The organism is Nonomuraea sp. NPDC002799 (genome assembly GCF_053592075.1).
Map to the genome: position 1 here is coordinate 132,104 of NZ_JBSFVA010000012.1, position 19,240 is coordinate 151,343.

General features: G+C 67.6%; 23 protein-coding genes. 10 read left to right on the forward strand and 13 right to left on the reverse strand.

From position 1 onward, the window contains the following. Positions 1-134 precede the first annotated feature (134 nt). Positions 135-569, forward strand: a complete 435-nt coding sequence (locus ACWD0F_RS23025; RefSeq protein WP_449878561.1) for an ATP-binding protein — start codon at positions 135-137, stop codon at positions 567-569. Between the two features lie 279 nt (positions 570-848). On the opposite strand, the gene ACWD0F_RS23030 is transcribed toward ACWD0F_RS23025, so the two are convergent. After that, entirely contained in the window at positions 849-1,616 is a 768-nt protein-coding gene (locus ACWD0F_RS23030) for a GntR family transcriptional regulator (protein WP_449878563.1), read from the reverse strand. 241 nt (positions 1,617-1,857) lie between these two features. On the opposite strand from ACWD0F_RS23030, the gene ACWD0F_RS23035 reads away from it, so the two are divergent. The 7 genes from ACWD0F_RS23035 to ACWD0F_RS23065 all read left to right on the forward strand — a co-directional run bounded on the left by ACWD0F_RS23035 (position 1,858) and on the right by ACWD0F_RS23065 (position 7,170). Further along, a complete protein-coding gene (locus ACWD0F_RS23035) occupies positions 1,858-2,520 on the forward strand; it encodes a hypothetical protein (protein ID WP_449878566.1) in 663 nt (220 codons plus the stop codon). After that, a complete protein-coding gene (locus tag ACWD0F_RS23040; protein ID WP_449878568.1) occupies positions 2,517-3,173 on the forward strand; it encodes a hypothetical protein in 657 nt (218 codons plus the stop codon). The genes ACWD0F_RS23035 and ACWD0F_RS23040 overlap by 4 nt, the downstream gene beginning before the upstream one ends. After that, positions 3,170-3,478, forward strand: coding sequence for a hypothetical protein (locus ACWD0F_RS23045; protein ID WP_449878570.1), 309 nt, complete (start codon positions 3,170-3,172; stop codon positions 3,476-3,478). The genes ACWD0F_RS23040 and ACWD0F_RS23045 overlap by 4 nt, the downstream gene beginning before the upstream one ends. Next, on the forward strand, positions 3,475-3,834 hold the full coding sequence (locus ACWD0F_RS23050; protein ID WP_449878572.1) for a hypothetical protein: 360 nt from the start codon (positions 3,475-3,477) through the stop codon (positions 3,832-3,834). Before ACWD0F_RS23045 ends, ACWD0F_RS23050 begins: the two co-directional genes overlap by 4 nt. Next, positions 3,831-4,097, forward strand: a complete 267-nt coding sequence (locus tag ACWD0F_RS23055) for a hypothetical protein (RefSeq protein ID WP_449878574.1) — start codon at positions 3,831-3,833, stop codon at positions 4,095-4,097. The genes ACWD0F_RS23050 and ACWD0F_RS23055 overlap by 4 nt, the downstream gene beginning before the upstream one ends. Positions 4,098-4,331: 234 nt before the next feature. Beyond that, the gene (locus ACWD0F_RS23060) at positions 4,332-4,739 is read left to right on the forward strand and encodes a hypothetical protein (RefSeq protein ID WP_449878576.1); all 408 of its coding nucleotides are present in this window, start codon (positions 4,332-4,334) and stop codon (positions 4,737-4,739) included. A gap of 1,969 nt (positions 4,740-6,708) precedes the next feature. Beyond that, positions 6,709-7,170 (forward strand): type II toxin-antitoxin system HicB family antitoxin, encoded by a 462-nt coding sequence (locus tag ACWD0F_RS23065; RefSeq protein ID WP_449878577.1) that lies wholly within the window; start codon positions 6,709-6,711, stop codon positions 7,168-7,170. 141 nt (positions 7,171-7,311) lie between these two features. Here the strand turns inward: ACWD0F_RS23065 and ACWD0F_RS23070 are convergent, their stop codons facing one another. Beyond that, positions 7,312-7,731 (reverse strand): hypothetical protein, encoded by a 420-nt coding sequence (locus tag ACWD0F_RS23070; protein WP_449878579.1) that lies wholly within the window; start codon positions 7,729-7,731, stop codon positions 7,312-7,314. 221 nt (positions 7,732-7,952) lie between these two features. Between ACWD0F_RS23070 and ACWD0F_RS23075 the strand changes: the two genes are divergently transcribed. After that, on the forward strand, positions 7,953-8,099 hold the full coding sequence (locus tag ACWD0F_RS23075; protein WP_449878581.1) for a hypothetical protein: 147 nt from the start codon (positions 7,953-7,955) through the stop codon (positions 8,097-8,099). 1,070 nt (positions 8,100-9,169) lie between these two features. On the opposite strand, the gene ACWD0F_RS23080 is transcribed toward ACWD0F_RS23075, so the two are convergent. The 7 genes from ACWD0F_RS23080 to ACWD0F_RS23110 form a co-directional block, all read right to left on the reverse strand. After that, positions 9,170-9,556, reverse strand: a complete 387-nt coding sequence (locus ACWD0F_RS23080) for a hypothetical protein (RefSeq protein WP_449878583.1) — start codon at positions 9,554-9,556, stop codon at positions 9,170-9,172. A gap of 9 nt (positions 9,557-9,565) precedes the next feature. Then, a complete protein-coding gene (locus ACWD0F_RS23085) occupies positions 9,566-10,108 on the reverse strand; it encodes a hypothetical protein (RefSeq protein WP_449878585.1) in 543 nt (180 codons plus the stop codon). Positions 10,109-10,192: 84 nt separating this feature from the next. After that, positions 10,193-10,333 carry a hypothetical protein gene (locus ACWD0F_RS23090; RefSeq protein WP_449878587.1) on the reverse strand — a complete coding sequence of 47 codons (141 nt, stop codon included), beginning with the start codon at positions 10,331-10,333 and terminating at the stop codon, positions 10,193-10,195. Further along, positions 10,312-11,091, reverse strand: a complete 780-nt coding sequence (locus ACWD0F_RS23095; protein ID WP_449878588.1) for a peptidoglycan recognition protein family protein — start codon at positions 11,089-11,091, stop codon at positions 10,312-10,314. Before ACWD0F_RS23095 ends, ACWD0F_RS23090 begins: the two co-directional genes overlap by 22 nt. Continuing rightward, a complete protein-coding gene (locus ACWD0F_RS23100) occupies positions 11,088-11,408 on the reverse strand; it encodes a putative phage holin (protein WP_449878590.1) in 321 nt (106 codons plus the stop codon). Before ACWD0F_RS23100 ends, ACWD0F_RS23095 begins: the two co-directional genes overlap by 4 nt. After that, a complete protein-coding gene (locus tag ACWD0F_RS23105; protein ID WP_449878592.1) occupies positions 11,401-11,610 on the reverse strand; it encodes a DUF7620 family protein in 210 nt (69 codons plus the stop codon). Before ACWD0F_RS23105 ends, ACWD0F_RS23100 begins: the two co-directional genes overlap by 8 nt. Beyond that, complete coding sequence (locus tag ACWD0F_RS23110) at positions 11,607-11,981, reverse strand: hypothetical protein (protein ID WP_449878594.1); 375 nt, start codon at positions 11,979-11,981, stop codon at positions 11,607-11,609. The genes ACWD0F_RS23105 and ACWD0F_RS23110 overlap by 4 nt, the downstream gene beginning before the upstream one ends. 154 nt (positions 11,982-12,135) lie before the next feature. Here ACWD0F_RS23110 and ACWD0F_RS23115 point away from each other — a divergent pair, with 154 nt between their 5' ends. Then, positions 12,136-12,501, forward strand: a complete 366-nt coding sequence (locus ACWD0F_RS23115; protein ID WP_449878596.1) for a hypothetical protein — start codon at positions 12,136-12,138, stop codon at positions 12,499-12,501. 16 nt (positions 12,502-12,517) lie between these two features. Here the strand turns inward: ACWD0F_RS23115 and ACWD0F_RS23120 are convergent, their stop codons facing one another. From ACWD0F_RS23120 to ACWD0F_RS23135, 4 genes are read right to left on the reverse strand one after another with little or no spacing between them, the layout of a single operon-like run. Then, the gene (locus tag ACWD0F_RS23120) at positions 12,518-13,051 is read right to left on the reverse strand and encodes a hypothetical protein (RefSeq protein ID WP_449878598.1); all 534 of its coding nucleotides are present in this window, start codon (positions 13,049-13,051) and stop codon (positions 12,518-12,520) included. Beyond that, on the reverse strand, positions 13,052-13,507 hold the full coding sequence (locus ACWD0F_RS23125) for a hypothetical protein (RefSeq protein WP_449878600.1): 456 nt from the start codon (positions 13,505-13,507) through the stop codon (positions 13,052-13,054). Positions 13,508-13,509: 2 nt separating this feature from the next. Further along, a complete protein-coding gene (locus ACWD0F_RS23130) occupies positions 13,510-15,933 on the reverse strand; it encodes a LamG-like jellyroll fold domain-containing protein (protein WP_449878602.1) in 2,424 nt (807 codons plus the stop codon). Then, positions 15,930-19,124, reverse strand: a complete 3,195-nt coding sequence (locus ACWD0F_RS23135) for a phage tail protein (protein ID WP_449878604.1) — start codon at positions 19,122-19,124, stop codon at positions 15,930-15,932. The genes ACWD0F_RS23130 and ACWD0F_RS23135 overlap by 4 nt, the downstream gene beginning before the upstream one ends. Positions 19,125-19,240: the final 116 nt, after the last annotated feature.

Genomic DNA, 19,240 nt, shown 5'->3' on the forward strand with positions numbered 1-19,240 from the left:
GCTCGAAGACGAATGGATCGAACGCCAGCGCCGCCGGTCCCCCTCCGCGATCTACGCGTTTGACGATCTCCCGCCTGGAAAGTTGAGAGACAGCCGTAACCCTCTGATATCCGGCAGGCGAGACGATCATGCTTGTGGAGTTCGAGATGAAGTGCCCGATCAGCGCAGATCTGGCTCTTATCCGAGACCTGATCCGCATACACGGCACCCATTCCGGGTTACACGGCTCACGGCTCGACAGCTGGGTGCTCGCCGTCAACGAGGCGGTCACCAACGTGCTGGACCACGCGGGCGCGACCGGTCAGGTGGTGGCCCGCAGCGTCGGTGACACGATCACGGTGGAGGTCGTGGACACCGCGGGCCGGTTGACGCCCGGTCACCTGAGGGCCGCCCGGGTCGACCCGACCGCCTCGCACGGCTTCGGGTTGTGGGTGATCCAGCAGGTGTGCGACGCGGTCCACGTCGAGCAGAGCGGTCGTGGCTCGCGGTTGAGCCTGCGCATGCGACGCCGGCCGGCGGCCCGGCCGGCCCACGCGGGCCGCGCCCGTTTCACGATGTCGGCGGCGTGACGGTCCCGCGCTGAAGACCACGGCCAGATCGAGGCCGTCCTCAGCGGCCGCCCTCAGCGGCCGCCGTCGGCGTGTACGCCGGAGTGGCGGGGACGGGGATTGTCGGTGGGGCGTCCTACGATGAGGCTCCTCACGGAGGGACAGTCCAAGAGGAATGGTGTTGGAAGACTTCTGAAAGTATCGCGATTCTGAGTTTTCGCAGCTAGCCGGACGGTGCCCTTGTCGGGCAGTCTCGGAAACAACGCTCAGGATCGGAAGGGTCCGGAACTGCCGGTCTCCCTACGGTCTCCCCTGGAGCCTGATCCGGTAGTCCAGAATGGCGCGGTCTGCCGGGATCACGATCGGGTCTGCCACCTCGATCACACGACCGCGCGAGATCAGACAGCGGGTGATCGCGAACACCGGGATGCCCGACCCGATGCTGAGGGTGGCTACTTCGTCCGGCGTCGGCATGCGAGAAGAGACGCTCTCCGTTACCTCGTCGGTCTCCAGGCCGACGCTGCGAAGCTGCGCGATCGACCCGCCCGGCCACGGCTCGTTATCGGGGTCCGCAACCGGCGTCCCCTCAACGTCGGAAGCAAGCAAGTACGGCCGGGACATCTGCTGCGGCTCACCCCTGGCGTAGAAGACGAACCGCCTATCGAGGATGCGCGCCCCCACCTCGACGCCGAACAGCTCCGCTAGACGCTCATCCGCTTCAGCCCATTCGTACGCCACGTCAAGTCGGTACTCCTCCCACGAGATGCCCTGATCCACAGTGAAGGAGGTTCGGGGCACATCCTGCGGGCCGGCGTCGGCCTCGTAGCGCTCAGAACTGATGCGCCGTTTTGGCGGGATACGGCGAGCGAAGACCCCTCGACCACGCTGGCTGTAGACAAGTCCTTCCGCCTTCAGGATGGCGATGGCCTTGCCGACGGTGCTCTTGCTGAGGTGGTAGCGCGCTATCAACTCAGGTTCGGAGGGCAGCATCTCGCCGGGACGCATGCCCCCGGACTCGATGGCTTCGCGGAAGTCTTCCACGATCCGCTGGTAGAGCGGTTCCTTCACGGCGCTTAGCCACCTCCACGGATCGTACTCAAGGGAAGTCTCCCTAGGGAGGCTACAGCGACGATCCGTGATCGTAAACAGGGAGGGTTGACAACCTCCATATGGAGGCCCACTCTAGAAGGGCGTCGCACCCTATGGAGAACACCACAGGGAGGGCGCAAAGAGCGGGCCCAGCCGATGACTGGTACTCACCGACCGGGCCCTAGTCCCATCACCTGTACAAAGCAGGGAGAGACCTACCGTGCATCCCATCACGTCCAAGACCGTCCTCGCGACCGCCAACGTCATCGACCCGTGCGTCTACTGCAAGACCGCTGAAGGGCTGCTGCGTCTGGTCGTCGGCGTCGAGACGCTCGCCTGTGCGCCGTGCGCCGAGATCGTCGAGAACGCCTACGCCCGGCGCCTGCCCGACCAGCCCGCCGTCGACCAGGCCCGCGCCAACACCGACACCGCGCTGCAGGCCCTCAAGGACCTCATCGCCAGCGGTGTCGACGTCGGCGCGACCGGTGCTTTCCTCGACGCGTTCCTGGTCGAGATGACGGCCACCCGGGCGGAGATGGACCAGATGGCCGCCGACGTCGAGGGGGCCGCCGCGAAGGTGCAGGAGGCGCAGGACTACCTGTTGCTCTCGTTCCGCTGGGGCGGTTTGGCGGCGGCGCAGATCGCCCACGACCTCGACCTGTCCGGCAGCGAGATGCACCAGCTCACCGAGGACCACGACAGCGTGTTCACCCTCGCCGAGCGTCAGCAGCTCACGTCCGCGTTGAACGACGTGCTCGACGCGCGTAAGGGCGTCACGGTGGCGGGCTGGACGCCGGTCCCGATGCCGTTCGACGCGCTCGGGCGGTGCGGTAGCCCGGCCTGCCGCGCCTGCCGTACCGAGACCGTGGCGGCCACGGCATGACGTACCCCAAGCTCCCGACGTGCGCCCCGTGGTGCACGTCGGAGCACACCACAGAGGGCGAATACTGCGGCCACAGCATCGAGTCCATCTTCGGGCCGGCCGCTCCCGACGACATCGACGTGGACGTGGTCCGCGCTGACGGGCGCGAGTTCGTGCGGGTCCAGATCGACGACAGGGCGCTCACCCGCCGCCACGAGGATGGCGAGCTCGGGCACTACGAGGTCCACCTGTCCGCGTACGACGCGGGCGTCCTGGGGGACACGCTCCGGCGTCTCGACTTCCGCGGGGCCCACATGTTCGGCGCGGCCCTGTTCTCCGGCATGGAGCTGATCCGACAGTACGCCTGCCGCTGGGAGTGGTGCATCGCCGAGCACCGCCGACTCGGCGTCTCCCCTGACCATCACCACTCGGCGACGCTGACAGTCGCCAACGTCGAGGTGACCCGCCATTTGACGGTGCGGGCTGGCAACGACCCGGACCTGGCGTTCCTGCGGGTCCGCTACCTGGTCGGCGACCAGTGGCGCATCTGGGACAGGAACCCTGACCAGTTGCTCGACCACGCGCACCTCTTCGAGGCAATCGAGGTCGGCGAGATCGATGAGCTGATAGCCGCGTTCCGCGCGGCTGCTGCTGACTTGGGGGTAACTGAATGACCTTCCTGGACGGTTCGGACCTGGCGATGGTCGTCGACCGTCGCCCCGACTGCCCGCCGTGGTGTACGCAGCACGCCGTGCTCGACGACGACACGCCGTTCTGCAACGCGGCGGACCTGCCGGTGTTCGTGCGTGAGATGGGCGGGCACGGCTCCGTCAGCCTGACGCGCTTCCCCGGCGAAGTGCCGCTCGTTCAGCTCACCCTCTCCGGCGGGTCCGACTCCCTGACGGTGGACGAGGCGGAGAACGTGGCAAAGCAACTCATGCGCCAGGTCGCCAGGGCGCGCGGAAAGGATGCGTCGTGAAGCAGACCCCACCTCCGACCTTCAAAATCGGCAGCATGCTGCCGATTTGCCCGCCTGGCCAGGTGCCCGCGCGCTGCCCGGTGTCGTGGTGCAAGAGCCTGCACATCGAGGGCGATGACCTGCACTACGGCAACGGCGAAGACTTCGTTGTCGTGGTGAGCCCGCTCGACGACGGCCGGCCGACCCAACGGGCGACGCTGTCCGTCAGCCTGGAGCAGATGGAGCGCACCGGCCAGCTCATGGTAGCCATGGACCCGCCCGGCCCTGGCGGCATGTACCTGACGCGGGACGACGCGAAGCGGCTCGCGCTGGCCCTGCTGCGGCTCGACCTCGACGCGAACGGGGTCGCGCCATGACACTGTCGAACGAGATCGTGATCCTCTCTCTTGAGGGCCCGACCACGCCGCTCGTGTACCGCGAGGGGGACACTCCGGACAGCTTCGCCCCGCTCGACTACTGCTTGCCTCACATCGAGGTGACCATGGACGAAGAGCGCGAGGACGCCGTAACGATCTGCCTCTACGCGATGGACGAGCCGTACGCGGCGCTGACGCTGCAGGAGGCGGTCAGGGTGCATGCCATTCTCGGAGATCTCCTGCGCGCTCACAGCGCAGTCTGACCCCCGGCACAACGACCGCCCCCGCTCCGATCGGAGCGGGGGCGGCTTTCTTTTGCCGGGGGCGGCGCCATCGGCTTGTCACTCGACGTGCAGTGCCGTCCAGTGCGACGGAGTTCCCTCGAACATCACGTCGTCGCAGTTGCAACTACCGCATCCAGGGGGCATCTCGACGCTCCTCCTCGCCTAGGGGATTGGGACTTGTACCCAGAGTGACGGACTCTTACGCTGGCGGGCATGCCAGAGTTCCGAATCCCTGCAGCGGACCTGCGTCTCGGCGACGAAGTCGAGATGTTCGACAAGGACCCCATCAATCCGCTCTACCGCAAACCGGGCAGCTCGGGCGTGTACTGGCAGGTCGCGGAGCTGTTCGACCAGGGCATGCAGGAGTATCTGGCCGGCGACGACCAGCCGGTCAGGTATCCGACGATCGGCGCGGTCCTGGTGCGGAAGTTCACCAGGGACGATCTCCAACTCACGGAGCCGGGATGGCGAGATCTCCTGTTCCGGATGAAGCTCTCGCCGGGCGCGGAGCACATCACGATGACGACTCGCGAGGGCTTCATCAAGCACCACACGGTGAACGTCCGGCGGCCGGCTCCGACGCCGGAAGCGGAGGAGTTCCGTAAGCATCTGGCTGACTGATCTTGTGCGGGCGCGGAGGGCGACTGTGCGGGCGCGCTCCGTAGATGTCCGGCGCGTCCGTTGATCTTGTGCGGGCGCGCTCCGTTCTTGTGCGGGCACATGTCGTGACTGTCCGCATGTCCGTTGATCTTGTGCGGTTACTCCCCGTCGATGTCCGGCATGTCCGATGATCTTGTGCGTAAGGTGTCCGGCGCTCTTGTGCTCCTTACGAACACTGGAAATCCCCTTAAGAAAAAGAGGGCGCCGCACGCCGTGTCCGGCGCCGCACGCCGTCCGCTACGTTCCGTGAAGCGGGCCGGACCAACCCAGAGGGATCGTCACGACCGCAGAGACGGCGACGCAGGGTGACGAAAAGAGTGCCCGGAAGAATGTCCGGTAATCGTTCCACGAAGATCGACAACCCCTCCCCCGGGGTGCCGTATATGAGAGACGAGAAGAGGCTGGAACGATTCCGCTGGAACATTCCGCGGCGCACCGCCCTCAGTCACCAAGAGTGACTGAATTAATGTCCCACGACCCCTCTCGGGTTAATGTCCCAGCCCCTCCCCCGGGGAGCCCTATGCGAGGTCTGACGGGACACTCTTGGGACACTTCCACGCGGCGCCTCCCGACGCCAGGAATCGTCACGGTCCGTGGCCCGTCTAGTCCGCCTAGGATCGCGTTGTCCCAGGATGTAGACCCCTACTTTTCCAGGGCCGGCGCCTAGCGCTAGGGGCTTGCCGCCTATGGCTAGGGGCGTCGCTAGGCGGTCCGGACCTCAGGGAGGCAGCAGGGAGTCAGGGAGTTCTCCCTATGCGGCTCCCTGGCCGCCTCCCTCGCGCCGACCTGCGAACCTCCCTCTCAGGGAGGCAGGGAGGCCAGGGAGGCAACCGCCGCTAGGCCGCTAGGACGCACGTAGAAGCCCGATCGGGCAGCGAGCGGCGCCGCTAGGCCAAGCGCCTCTCCCGCTAGGCCAAGCGCCGTCCTAGCGCTGGGAACCGAGGCGGGGAAGGGGTCGGCCCGAGTACCGCGCCACGGTTAAGCGAGCCGGAGGAGGGTTAAATTTTTAACCCTCGGGTTAAATGCGGCGATCACCGCGCTGACCTGGTGGGAGTTAAACGCCGGCCCGGGTTAAACGGGTTAAACGAGGAGGCCCGGACGCCTGGATATGGGCGGGGAGTCGCGCGGGGAGGCGGGGAGAACTCCCCAACTGCCTCCCCAGCCCGAAACGGTGGGCCTTACCTGCGAACCTCCCCCGATGGGGAGGCGGGGAGGCGGCTTCCAACGCGCGGACGGGTTACGTAACGCGGGCGCTCGCGTTACGCGCGCGCGAGGCCGGAGGTGGGTCAAGAACAGGCTCAAGACAGGCTGATCCGTGCCTCAAGTCCTTGAGCCTGAGGTACCCCACTCTTGAGTCTCTCGGGTCCACTCTTGAGCCTCAGGGTCCCGTCCTTGACCCTCCCTTGAGCCTCCCTACGCGCGGACGCGCACGTGCACATGCGCACGTGCGCGAGGTGAGTTAGCTCGCCTCGCACACCTGAAATCGTGCCTCTGAGAGCGATTTGAGGGCTCGAACTAACCCACCTAACCCACCTAACCCAGCTAACTTTCCGCAGGTCGCAGGGGCATATTGGCCCAACTAACACGAAAGTTAGATCACTAACTCGGTTAGCTGGCAGCTAACCCCCGACCTAACCCGGACTTAACTCGTTTCGGCCATCCGGTACAGGCTGTACTGGTCTGCGGTATAGGCCAGGTACACCGCGCGTCCCCGGAATGTGGCCTGAGACGGATCTTTTTCCCCCTTGGGAGAAGAAGATCAACCGGGGCGGAGCCGTACCCGCGTACCTGCCGCCTCCGCCTGGGGGTACGGTCTGCGCCGTACTCGCATTTCTCGGGGACCGGATACCCGCTCACTTGGCCAGTGACACAGAGCAAAATTGTCTAGGTGGGATAGCCGAAAATCGGTCTCATCGCTAGACTGCATGCCATGAGTTCATTCCGCGAGGCGATCTTTGATCGAGACGACACCCCCCAGGACTTCGACCAGACCGACGCAGTCGAGGTCACCAGCTACCTCGCCACGGCCACTCGCACGGGCAGGTACTGGACCGCCACAGTTAAGGACCTGCCCGGCGGCCACGTCGTACGGGCGCAGGGCTCCACGTGGAAAGAGCTGGGGAGCAACGTCCTCGACTGCCTCGTCGACCTGCTCGACAGCGACGACGTGGGTGCGTCCCTCGTTCCCGCCGATCCGGACGCGGCCGGCGCGCTGAAGGCTCTCAGTGAGGCGCGTACCGCCCGGGTTCTCGCCGAGCAGGCCGAGAGGGACGCGGCACGCCACGCCGCCCGGTTGCTCTCCGATCAGGGCTGGACGGTCCGCGACATCGGGAGCGCTCTGGGCCTGTCCCATCAGCGCATCTCTCAAATCGCTCCCCGTGCCGCCACGTAACATGTGAACGTCCCTGAAACCTTGCCTGGTTGGGATATCGCAGCCGTCCTTTCGGGTTGGTTACCCGAACATCCGGGGCGGCGGAAGCCCCCATTGGCCTTGTGCCAATGGGGGCTTTTGCGTACCGGCCGGCCGACGGTTCTAGCGGGCCTTGCGCGGCCGGCCGCCGCCGACCCCGCGGCCAGGGCGGGCAGCGATGACGCTCGCGAGCGTTGAGCGCTTGATATGCGGCACGCCGCAGACGTCGACCCATCCAGGCAGGCGGCCAATCTTGCGGTCCTTGCGGACCGTCTCGTAGGTCACCGCCAGTTCCTCGGCGACGTCGCGCTCGTCGAGGAGATCGCCCGGGTGCTTGTGGGTGTCGGCTGGGCTGGCGGGCAGCTCGCGCCCGTCGCGCACAGCCTCGACTTGCGCGCGGTCGTAGAGCAAGGTTTTGCGTTCCGGCGCGAAGGGGCGCAAGCCGTACGCAGCGGCACCGTTGTTGAGCCAGGTCTTGTAGCTGACGCCGAGCATCTCGGCGGCACCTCTACTGTCCACTGCGCCTCTGCCGTGCGGGATCATGGCGAAACCATACCACGCTCATATCCCGAATGCGGATGCCCGCATGGCCCGTAAGCAGAGAGAACGCAGCGGTAGTACGCCAACAACTTTCACCCACTCATATCCCGAAAGTTCTAGCGTTCGGGATATGAGTGGGGTATAGTTTGCAGTGTCAGAAGGAAGCGCGACTCCCCGGACTAACCAACCGGGAGAGTCCCCAACCAGGCAAGAAAGGAGGGACAATGCCGAACCCCAAGACCACGGAGAGCGAGTGCGCAATCTGCGGCGTGAAGTTCAAGAAGCCGGTCGGGTCGAAGGTCGATCACAAGAACCAGAACACCGGTGAGCGCTGCGCAGGCAGGCTCATTCCGACCCAGCCCGCCCTCTAGTAGATGATCAAAGTGCCCCCGCCATCCAGGCGGGGGCACTTTTCTGCCTGTACGGAGGGTGTACCGACACCTCGACCGCTACCCCTGCCGACACTCGCTGCGAGGTGTCGTTCCGGGTGTCGGTGCGAGTGTCGCTCGGGGCGGCGGCGTGCCCCTGGCGTTGCCCCTCAGGCTGCTTTTCGCGGCCGGCGAAAAGCAGGGCCAGGGGCAGCCCTGGACCACCTCGGGACGGGTGGCCCAGGTATCCGGCCGGACCCCGGCGAAGTGGCACACCTCGGATGTGAACCGTGGTTCACACATCCAGGTTCCGCAGGTGGATCGGGCGTTCCGGGGTGTCCCAAGTGGGCACGGTGGCTCGTTGGAGACCGTCACAGGGGGCACGCCGGCTGTGCCTCCTCAGCCCGAGCCTCGGAGGCGATGCTGTGACGGTCACGGGCGTGCGTCTCGTCGTCGGCGCTGACCGTCACACCGCAGGTTGCGGTGCGTTCTCGGTGATCGCGGCGGGCTCGTCGGAGGCACCGTCCGGCATGGTGCCGTGACGGTTCGATGAAGCGTCAAAACCACCGCCAACTTGGACGCGGTTTTCGCGGGTGGACGCGACCGGTCGCGGTCGGTGGACGCGTCGGCGAAGTGTCTGGAAAGTGTCACGCTCGGGGTCACATTCGAGGTCACGAAACCGGTCAACAACCGGTCGCGGTTCCGGTCGCAGGACGCGTCCAACTCGAAACCCCACTTGAAACCGAAATCCCCGGCTTGACCTGCGAGGACGCGAAATCTATGTGACCAGGTTCGTGACCGACTTCGTGACCTCGGAGTTGACCGCGACCGGTCGCCAAAGTGGACGCCAAAGTGGACGCGACCGCGACCGGTTTCGCGACCAGTTCGCGACCGGTTTCGCGACCGGCAGGAACCGCTGAGGAACCGACCGGGAACCAGCCGGGAACCGTGAAGGAACCGGCGAGGAACCAACGACAAAAAGCCCTCGCCCCGTGACGGGGGCGAGGGCTTGAGAGGTCGTTCAAGGGTGCAGCGTGGCGTCAGGCGGTCCTCGATGAGGACACCTGTCGCACCTACTGCCGAACCGGGCTGACGTTCTTGTCTCGGACAAACCCAGGCGCCGGGTCGGCGGTCGGGGTGAGCCCGAGCGGCATCAGCAGCATCAGCGCCACATTCAGCGCGGCCACGAGCGCACCCGTGGACTGCTCCGACAACGGCAGGCCGAACGCCACCAGCCCGGTCAGGATCGTCTGCACGCCGCCCGTGAGCGCCGACACAACGAACGGGCGCGTCGCGATGGCCACCAGCGCGGCCACGACTCCCGCAGCCACGGTCATCACCCAGTTGGACACCTCAGCGGTGAAGCCGAGCGCGTTCAGCGCGGGCAGTGTTACCAGGAACGCGAGGACAGCCTGTAGAGCGTGCAGCCAGACCGCAGGTTCCCTGCCGAAGATCTTCATGTCAGCCTCCTACGGCTTGACCGTGTAGCCGTTGTCGAAGTCGAACGCGAACGACTCCGAGTCGGCTCCCTTGGTGATCCAGGCGGTGTCGCCGCCGTTGCCCCAGATGTGGCCGTGGTAGCCGCAGCGGGAGTCCATGTAGACGGCGTAGAAGGTGCCCTTCTGAACCGCCGCACCGCGACCGCTGTAGACGCGGATGGTGTGGCCGGCGGGAAGCAGGATCTGGCCACCGCTCTCAACGAGGTTTGGCAGTGAGGTGATGGTCTTGGTGTTGCAGCCACGGTCGTTGTCGTCCTCGTGGCTCTTGGCCCACTGGTCCGCGACCGTCAGGTTCTTGACGTCGATGGCCACGGGCGGGTTGCTCGTGTTCCTGACGTCCACGAACTCCTGGTTCCTGTTCCAGACCGTGTCCGAACCGTAGGCGTTGTAGCCGACCTGCGTGATCGTCAGGCCCGGCACGTCCGCAGAGGCGGTGGCCGACGCAGAGAAGCCGACGACGCTCGCGACGACGATGAAGGCGGACAGCAGGACAGCGCTCTTGTTCAGGCGCATGAGGATGCACTCCTTGAGGAGGTGAATACAGAAGAAGCGCCTCGCATCGGGCGAGACGCTCCAGGTGAGCCCGGAACAGGGCTCTTAATTGGCCTCATCGAGGAGGCCGGGCACGCGCTCAGGCGTGTCCTCCGCAGGCTCGGGATGCTGCGGAAGCGTGTGGGGGTAGAGGATCGGCCACCAGCGGGCGAACAGGCCGTCGCTCACGTGATGGGTGCCGTCCATGCGGCTCGCCAGGTCCGCTCGTCCACGGCGCCCGTGGCGGGGATGCCCTTCTCCTTCTGGAATGCCTTGCATACGTCCGCGTCGGCCTGGCTGTACCAGCCGTCCACGTCGAGCTTCCAGCCTCGGGACCGCATGCGGCGCTGCCACACCTTGACGTCGTCGCCCTTCGTCGTGGGCGGCCACGTCAACGGCCTGGTCCACTTCGGGATCTCCAGCTCGTCGTCGCCGTCGTCCTCGCCGGCCAGGTACTCGCGTACGAGGTCGAGGAACACGTCCCAGGGGAAGCCGGTGCCGGGGTCGCTATGGTCGGACCGCTTGTAGACGACGCTGACGTCGGCGTGGGAGGTGAAGCCCTTCTTGCCCGCCTTCAACTCCTCGCGGGACAGCTTCTTGACGGGGATCTTGTGCAGCTTGCACCAGCCTGCCGCCACGGCCGCGGCCTGCGCGAGCAGGTCCTGGCCGTAGTCGTCGAGCCACTCCGCCCGCTTCTGCCTCGCGAAGCCGGCGAGCTCCAGTTGGAGTCCGTCCGCGTTTGCTCCCGGAGCCGCCCACGCTGTGTCCTTGTCGGCCACGCACCGGACCGCGGAGTTGGAGTCCACGCACACGTGAGCCGACGCCTGCCGGCTCATCGTGGAGAACATCTTGGCGCAGTCCTCAGCGGTGGTCGCCGTCTCCGTCCACTCCATGGAATGGATCACCACGAGGCGAATCGGCGAGATGCGACCCTTGCCGAACCAGCGGGCATTGACGGCCTTCATTGCGCCTCCTTGTGCTCGCGGCGCTTGCCGCGCCAGGTCTTGACGATGATGAGGAGCCGCCAGCCGAGGACGACGGGGACGCCGGAGAACGCCACGAGCCGCAGCGCCACGAACCATCCGCCGTCCGGGACAGCGAGGCGAAGCGCCCACAGCGCCAGACAGACAGCCAAGACGGCCTGAAACGCCATCACGTGCCGCCCGGCGGGCGTCTGCCACCAGCGGGCCAGCAGCATCTGAGCTGCCACACACGCGACGGCCAGCACCGCCGACACCACCACGAGCACGGTCCCGGCCAGGTAAGCGGTTGCGTCAAGCATGGCCACCTCCGAAAGCGTCATCCAGGAGCGAGGAGAACCCGTTCGCCTCCCGCAGCCGGCGCAGCCGCCCGGCCAGCGTCAGCGATTTGTGTGCCTGCTCGCGTGCCCGCCGCATGTCCTCCTCGGCCTGCCGCTGGGATGCCTCGGCAGCCTGTCGGGCCTCGTCGATGTCGGACAGCCTTCCGTCGTCGCGTTCGGTCATGACCCTGCCTCGATCTGCCGGGAGCGGATCTCCGCCAGCAGCGCGGCGGCTACTTGCGCGCCTTCGGTGCTGGCCAGCAGCGCTGCCCTGACTTCCTCGGCATGGGCCTTGCGCGTGAGTTCGTGGGCGTCGCATTCGCGTACGTACAGTTGCCGCCACTCGGCGGCGTCGTTGTTGGCCTCTTTGACTCGGGCGTCACGGTCTTCGATGACCTGGGCGATGCGGGCGTCCCGATCGGCCCTCACGTCGTCCAAGGTGGTGCGCGGCACGAGGGTCGAGGGCGCGAGGTTGCCTCGGAACACCAGCCAGAGGACGGCGAGCAGGACGCCTATCGCCCCAAGTTGTACGACGGGGATCTGCGCCCACTCCACTCACTGCCTCCAAGGGTTTGATCATCGTGTGAGTGAGCCGCCCGCAGGCTCACGGGCAGGGGATGTCCGGATGTGGACACGTGATCTTTGTCAACCGAGCGCATGCTTGGAACGTCCCACCACGTCGCCCAACCCCCGCCTCAGGAGCCTCAGCATGGGTTACCCGCCCCAGCCGCAAGATCCGTACGGCCAGCAGCCTTACGGCCAGTCCGGTCCGCAGCACCCGCAGCCGTACCAGCCGCAGCCCTACAGCCAGCCGTACATGCCGGTGCCGATGTCGGGGCCGCAGTACGGGCCGGTGCAGTACACGGCGGTGAAGGAGTGGGGCTTCAACCCGGCCGCGCTGATCATCCACATTTGTCTGTGGATATTCGTCCACTGGTGGATCACGCTCTTCACGCTCGGGCTGTGGCTGCTCGTCGCCATCCCGGTCACGCTCATCGGCTGGCGGGTGACCCGGCACCTGCCGGTACAGCACGTGCAGCAGCCGTATCCGCCGCAGATACCGCCCGGCTACTGATCCGCCCGGTTGGACGTCACTTCGACACCCAGCGGGCCTCGAAGCGGCAGTCCTGGTTGGAGACGTTCATGTTCAGCGCGCCGCCAGACGTCTGGTAGGCGAGGATCTCGGCGTAGTCGCCCACGCCCAAGAACATGGTGCCGGTCAGGTTCAACGCGCTGTCCGCCGTCCCGGACGGGATGGCGGGGGTGCCGTTACGGCTCTGCCGCGTCGAGGTGGTGCCGTTCTTCTGGAACATGATGTCGCGCCACCCGGAGCCGTTCGCCGCGAAGGTGATCTCCCCGGACAGTTGGTAGTAACCGGCCGTCTGACTCGTGTACCTGCTCGTGTTCGTGACGGTGGAGTGGCCCCCGTCCCGGTCGATGTCCTCGACCTCCCACGTGACGATGGTGTGAGCCGAGTTGGTGGCGGCCTGGCTGGCGTTCTTACGCAGGATCGCCAGCGGCGGGCTGAGCAGGAAGTTCAAGCCGTCGCGGACGTCGGTGTTCATCTTCGCCGCCGTGAGCAGCTCGGCGACAGTCCACGTGCGCGGGACGGGCACGGTCGCCATCTACACCACCTCCTGGCCTTGCATGTGACGGCACGGGACGCACAGATCGCGCCCGGCGCGCTGACTGGCCGTGCACGGCGGGCACGGCCAGAACTGCAGGGTCCTTGGCAGGCTTTCGAGGTTGGCGGTGAGCTGCTCGATGCGGGCCGGCCAGACCAGCGGCGCGCTCTGGCCGGTGCCGCCGGTGCCGCACTCGGTGCACCAGTACCGGCCCTCACCGGCGACCAGCTCGCAGGCGCTGCCGCACCCTGCCGGGCAGTCGGCCAGCCACCGGCCGTCGTCCACCCGCGCGTACGCGGCGCCCAGGTCGGGGTTGTGGCCGGTCGGGCGCGGCTTAGGCGGCAACTGCCTGGCCGCCGCGACCCCGTCCAGCCACCCCAGGTAATCCTCCAGGGTCTGGATCGGCCGGCGGCTGGGCGACAAACTACCTGCCGTACGCAGCGGAGAACGGATCACGCTCACCATCCCAAGGTGTTGGAGTCGAGCAGGCCGAACGCCGGATCGTCCAAGACGAGGGCGCTCGCGTCCATGGGCGAGGTGTCGAAGGTGAACCGCCACGTCTGATCCGTGATCACGTCCTGGACGCCTTCGCACCACAGACTCAGGCTGGCGGCCGGCGCGTTCGACGGCAGGCCGGTCACCAGGAACCGCTGGTCGATCTCGGAGCCGAGCAGCGACGGCCACAGGGAGGTCAGCGACCTGCCCTCGACCGTGATCTGCCCAGCGCGAGGGGAAGGCTCGGCGTAGCGGGCGAGCATCTGACTGCCCCGGCTGATCGCGTCAAACGAGGAGGCAAGCTGCGTCGGCACGGACTTCGCGTACTGCCCGTACTCCTCCACGCTCACCTCGTCGACGACCCTGCTCTCCAGCGACCCGCGCGTGACCGTCACATCGTTGATCAGCAGCGTATCGTCGATGAGGAACCCCAGATCGGGGCCGCATTCGTGGGCGGCCAACGTGATCAGGGGCGCCCCGCCCGGGTCCTGCCGCCACTGCCGGTCATGGAAGACGGGGATGCCGTCGCGCCCGATGAAGAACAGCCCCGCCTCGCTTGCCGCGGCCTGCATGACGGCCCGCAACGGCCCATCGTCGGCGCCGTACAGGCGGGTGTCCAGGTCCGACAGGCCCGGGTCGATGAGCGCGGTGGACTGGTCCGCCCAGGTGAGCAGGGTACTGATGCGCTGGCCGGACGCCTCGTTGATGACGCTGCCCGCCGCGTACAGCGCGGTGATCTCGCCCGCGCTGAGCGCACGGTTCCAGCCGGCCGCGTGCGAAACGCGCCCGTTGAACGCCTCCACGCGGGCCGGGTAGGCGTGAGCCACGCCCCCGATGGATAGGTGGTCGAGCACCGGATCCCAGGTCGATTCGACCAGAGGGTTCGTCTCGTCTTTGATCAGGACCCCGTCGAGGTAGATCTTCACCCGGAGCGATCCGGTGCTCCACTCCGTCACCGCGACCGCCATGTGCAGCGTGCCCAGGTCGAGCGTCACCGCCTGAGTGATCACGACGACGCTGCCGATCCGCTGAGCCGCCCGCACCTCCACAGAGCCGCCACCCCGGTAGCTCAGGTAGAAGTGCACGCTGTCCATGGTTCCGAGGAAGATGCCCAGGTCTCCGTTGCCGACGTAGACCAGGGCGCCGGGATCCGTCGGCGGATTCTCGGGGACGAACCACGCCATCAAGGTCGCGCTGGTGGTCCCGCCCATCGGGGTCAGCAGGGCGCTCGTGGCCAGGCCGGTGCCGCCGTTGTCGTCGACAGGGTCGAAGTTGGCCATGGTGCCGCCGAGCGGCCCGCCGGAGGCGCCCAGGGTGACGCTGCCGCCCCCGTCGCCCATGGACCTGGGCGTCAGGTCAGGCTGGGACGTGACGGCCAGGTTGCCCACGGCGTCGGCGTCCGCCGCCTCGTTGCACGGGTAGTAGAAGCGCGGCCCGGTTGTGAGGACTTCCTGGATGAGTGCCTCGTTGCGGGTCTGCCGCCGGGACAGGATCTTGAACAGGTCGGTCGCGGTGATGTCGGTGCGGCCGACGACGCCGTTCTGCCAGGCGTGCGGCCACCGGTCGATCAGGCCGCTGTAGCGGATGTACTCCACCCCGGGCGACACCCACGCCGTCGGCGCTGCCGCCCGCTCCAACTGCCAGGCCCCGGTGTACACCACCACCGGAGACGCTGAGGCGCCCGTGCACACGATCCCCACCCGGGCGAACGCCGCGTTCGCCGGGGCGGTGGTGGACAGGCTGAGCGCCTGGAACGTCGTCGTCAGCGCGACGCCGGTCCCGGTCACGTCCAGCAGGGTGGTGCCGTCGTTGCTGTAGTAGCGCGCCCGGATCGCGAACGACACCGTGACGGAGGCGTCCCTGCGGGCCTGGCAGCGCACCGAGTACGTCACCCCCGGCGTGACCGGCAGCGCCCGGTCGGTGGCCGTGGTCGTCGCCGTCGAGCCCAGCCGGAACAGCGTCCCGACGCCCACGGTGCCGGCCGCCCACCGGATGCTCGTCGTCTGCCCCGCCGGGACGACGCTGGCCTCCACCGTGATGGCACCGGACGTGGCGGAGAACAGGCTGGCGTTGTTGCCCTTGGCCTGCTCTTCCAGCAGCATGTTGGCCGACACCGGCCAGCGCGCACGGATCCGGACCGGGCGGTTGATCTTCACGTACGGGTAGTGCGGCGACGACGTCTTGCCCGCCGTGTACCGGCCGTCCTCGTTGAGCAGCGTCAACGACAGCGTGCCCGGCTGGACCTCGTCGAGCTCGTGCGAGCGGCGCCGCGACACCCGCACGCCTTCCTGCCACTCGACGTCGTCGGACACGTCATGCCACAGCGGCGCCGAGGTGAGGGGGTCCTTGCGGAAGGCGATCTCCGCCCAGACGTCCGGCATCGTCATGCGAACCCCAGGTTGAAGCCTCTGCCCTTGGCCTCGTTCAGCGCGGCCACCACCATGCGGGTGATCTCATCCCGGCCGGTCAGCGGCTGGCCGTTGAAGTACAGGTTGATGGTGACTCCTCCTCCGCCTGCAGGGGTGAGCGGCACCGAGCCGCCACTGAGTGACACCGACGGGTTGAGCGACATCGACGCGGCACCCATCAGCCCGGCCGCCGCGGCGGCGACCATGCCTTCGCCGCCGGCAAGGCCCTTCGCGAGCCCTTCGGCCATCGACTTGCCGGAGAACAACGTCCACCCGCGACCGCTGAACGGGCCCTCCTTGGCCGGGCTGAACGGGAACAGGTTCCTGATCTGGCCCAGGATGTCGCTGGCTGCGTTGTAGGCGGACTGGAGCATGCTGTACAGGCCGTTGATCAACCCCTGGATGATCGACCGTCCCGACTCGTACAGCAGCCCGCCCAGGTTGCCCAGGGCGCCCGTGATCCGGCCCGGGATCTGACCGACCGCCGACACCAGGTCACCGAACTTGGCGATCGCCGCGTCCTTGGCCTTGCCGACCCACTCGCCGAGCAGGCCCGGAAGCCGGCCGAACCACGACCCGATGCCATTGATCAAGTCGGGGATGATGCTGTGGCCGACCAGCCGGTTGTACAACTCGGTGAACTTCGTGATCACACCGCTGACGACCCGGGTCACCACGATCAGGAACTCGGTAATCGGCGGGATCAACTGCGTCGCGACCACCGCCGCCAGCTCGATGAACAGCGGAATGTGTGGCGCCACCTGCTCCAGCAGGTCCGCGAACACGGGGATCAGCGGATACATCACCTGGTTCAGCCTGATCATGGACTCGACCAAGCCCGGCACCAGCGGCAGGATCTCGACCAGCGCGTCGATGAAGCGTGGCATGAGCGAGGTGGCCAGGGACGTCAGCGACGGCAGCAGGTTCACCATGGCGGGCAGCCACGCCAGCATCGCGGACACCAGCGCCGGGATGTGCGGCGCGATCTTCTGTAGCGCGTCCAGCAGCGCCATCCCGAGGATCTGCGCCATCTCCGACAGCGCGGGCAGGATCTCGATGACCTTGCCGACGAGCGCGCCGAGTACGCCCACGAGCGCCTGACCGATCACGCCGACGATCTGGCCGATGATCGGGATCAGCGGCATCAGCGCAGGCACCAGACCGGCGACCAGCTTCGTGACCAGCTCGCCGATCTGCGGCAGCAGCGGAGCCAAAGCAGGCACCAAGGCGTTGACGATCTGCGCCGCGAGCTGGAACACCATCGGCACAACGGGAGCGAGAGCGACCAGCAGTTGACCGATGCTGTTGGCCAGCAGCCCCACAGACGGCACGATCGACATGAGCGCCGGCACCACCGAGCGCAGCGCCACGCCGAGTTGGTGGCCGGCCACGCCGACGAGCTCGCCCAGCACCGGCAGCAGCGGAGCGACGGCGGTCAGGATGGCGCCGAACGCCTTACCTAGCGACACCAGCGCGGGCGCGACCGACGCGAGACCAGCGCCGAACGCCTTGACGAACGCGGCCACACCCGGCAGCAGCGCCTCGATGCCGATCAGCAGCCCGGCCAGCAGAGGACGGACGGCACCGATCGCGGCCCCTACCGCCTTCGCCAGCGGCACCAGGGCGGGCCCAAGCGAGGCGAGCCCGACGGACAAGACGACCAGGAACGACTGGATGCCGGGCAGCGCGGCGCCGATCGCCTTGCCGATGGAGGCGAACAGCGGAGCGAGCAGCCCCAGCGCCTGACCGAGCACCTTCCCGAGGGGCAGCAGCGCCGGGCCGAGCGCCTCCACTCCGGCCCGGACGCCGCCGATGACGGCGACGATGCCGGGCACGAGTGCGGCCAGCGCGGGCGCAACCGCGTTGATCGCGGCGGTGAGCAGCGGCCCGACGGCGGTGGCCAGCGCGGCGATCCCGGGCGCGAGGTCACCGACCGCCCCGGCGAGGGCCTCCAGGACGGGAAAGAAGGCGGTCGCCACCTGCGATAGCGCGGTGAAGACGGAGACGAGCGCGCTCTGGCCCTGGGCGCTGTCAAGGAAGCGGTGCAGGCCGTCGAGCAGCAGCCCGAGCACGCCGAGCGCGTCGCCGCCGGCGGTCTCGATCGCACGGAAGACGGCGCTGACGACCCCGCCGAGGTCGCCCAGGATCGCACCGAGCTGCCGGAAGACGGTGGCGGCGCCCTCCAGCCAGCCGATGGCCTGGCCGGACGCTACGGCGTGCGTGAGGAAGTGGCCGAACTCGCTCGCGGCGGACGCGATGGCGGGCACGAACTGGCTGAGCCAGCCCGCGCCGAGCACGCCCAGCGCGGTGAACCCGGCCAAGAGCGGCCGGATCGCCGGGGTAAGGCCGTCGACGGAGTCACGGAGGATCGTGAACGTCTCACGGATCGCGAACAGGGTGTCGGCGGAGCGGGCGAACTTGACCAGCTCCAACGCTGCGCCACCGAACGCGGCGGCTGTGCGGGTCATGCCGTCGGTGAGCGCGTTGATGGCGGGCAGCAGCGACCACATCTGGCCGACAAGCGGCTCGAACAACGCGTTCTGGACTGAGGTTTTGATGCCTTGGAAGGCGGGCGCCATCTGGAACAGCTCGTAGGCGACCTCGCCTGCGGCGCCCCGCAGGTCCTTGATGCCTTCCATGAAGGTCTCGTAGTCGCCGGAGATGGCGGCGGCGAAGCCCTCCGCCACCCCGGACAGGCCGAGCTTGAGCGTGGCCAGCGCGCCCGCGCCGAGCAGGGCAATGCCGGGCAGCGCGGCCATTGCACCCGCAGCAGGCGCCAGAGCAGCCAGCAGGCCGCTCACCGAGGACGCCGCAGACGCCGCGGCGCCCGCGAACGCGCCCAGCTTGACGGCTGAAGACACCACGGACGTCGCCAGGCCGGCCAAGCTGCTGCCGGCGGACATCAGCGGCCCGGACAGAGACGAGAGCTTGCTGCCGAGCCCGGAGATGTGGCCGCCCAGCCCCGACAGTCGATCGCCGAGCCCGTCGAGGTGGCCGCCGAACCCGGACATCGACTTTCCGACGCCGTCGAGGTCGCCGCGCAGGCTGCCGCCGGACTTGCCGACCCCGTCCAGCCGCCGCTCCAGCCGCTTGGCTGCGTCTCCGACGTTGTCGAAGGTCTTGCTGGCGTGGTCGCGGGCGAAGATGTCGAACGCCATCGAGGAGGCCAAAAGAGCACCTCCCTGCGGGCTTACTGCTGTGGTGGCTTATTCAGTTCGTCGGCGGCGGCGCAGAACAGCTCGAACTCGCCCCACGTCAGAAGGTCGACTTCCCAGGGGCGGATACC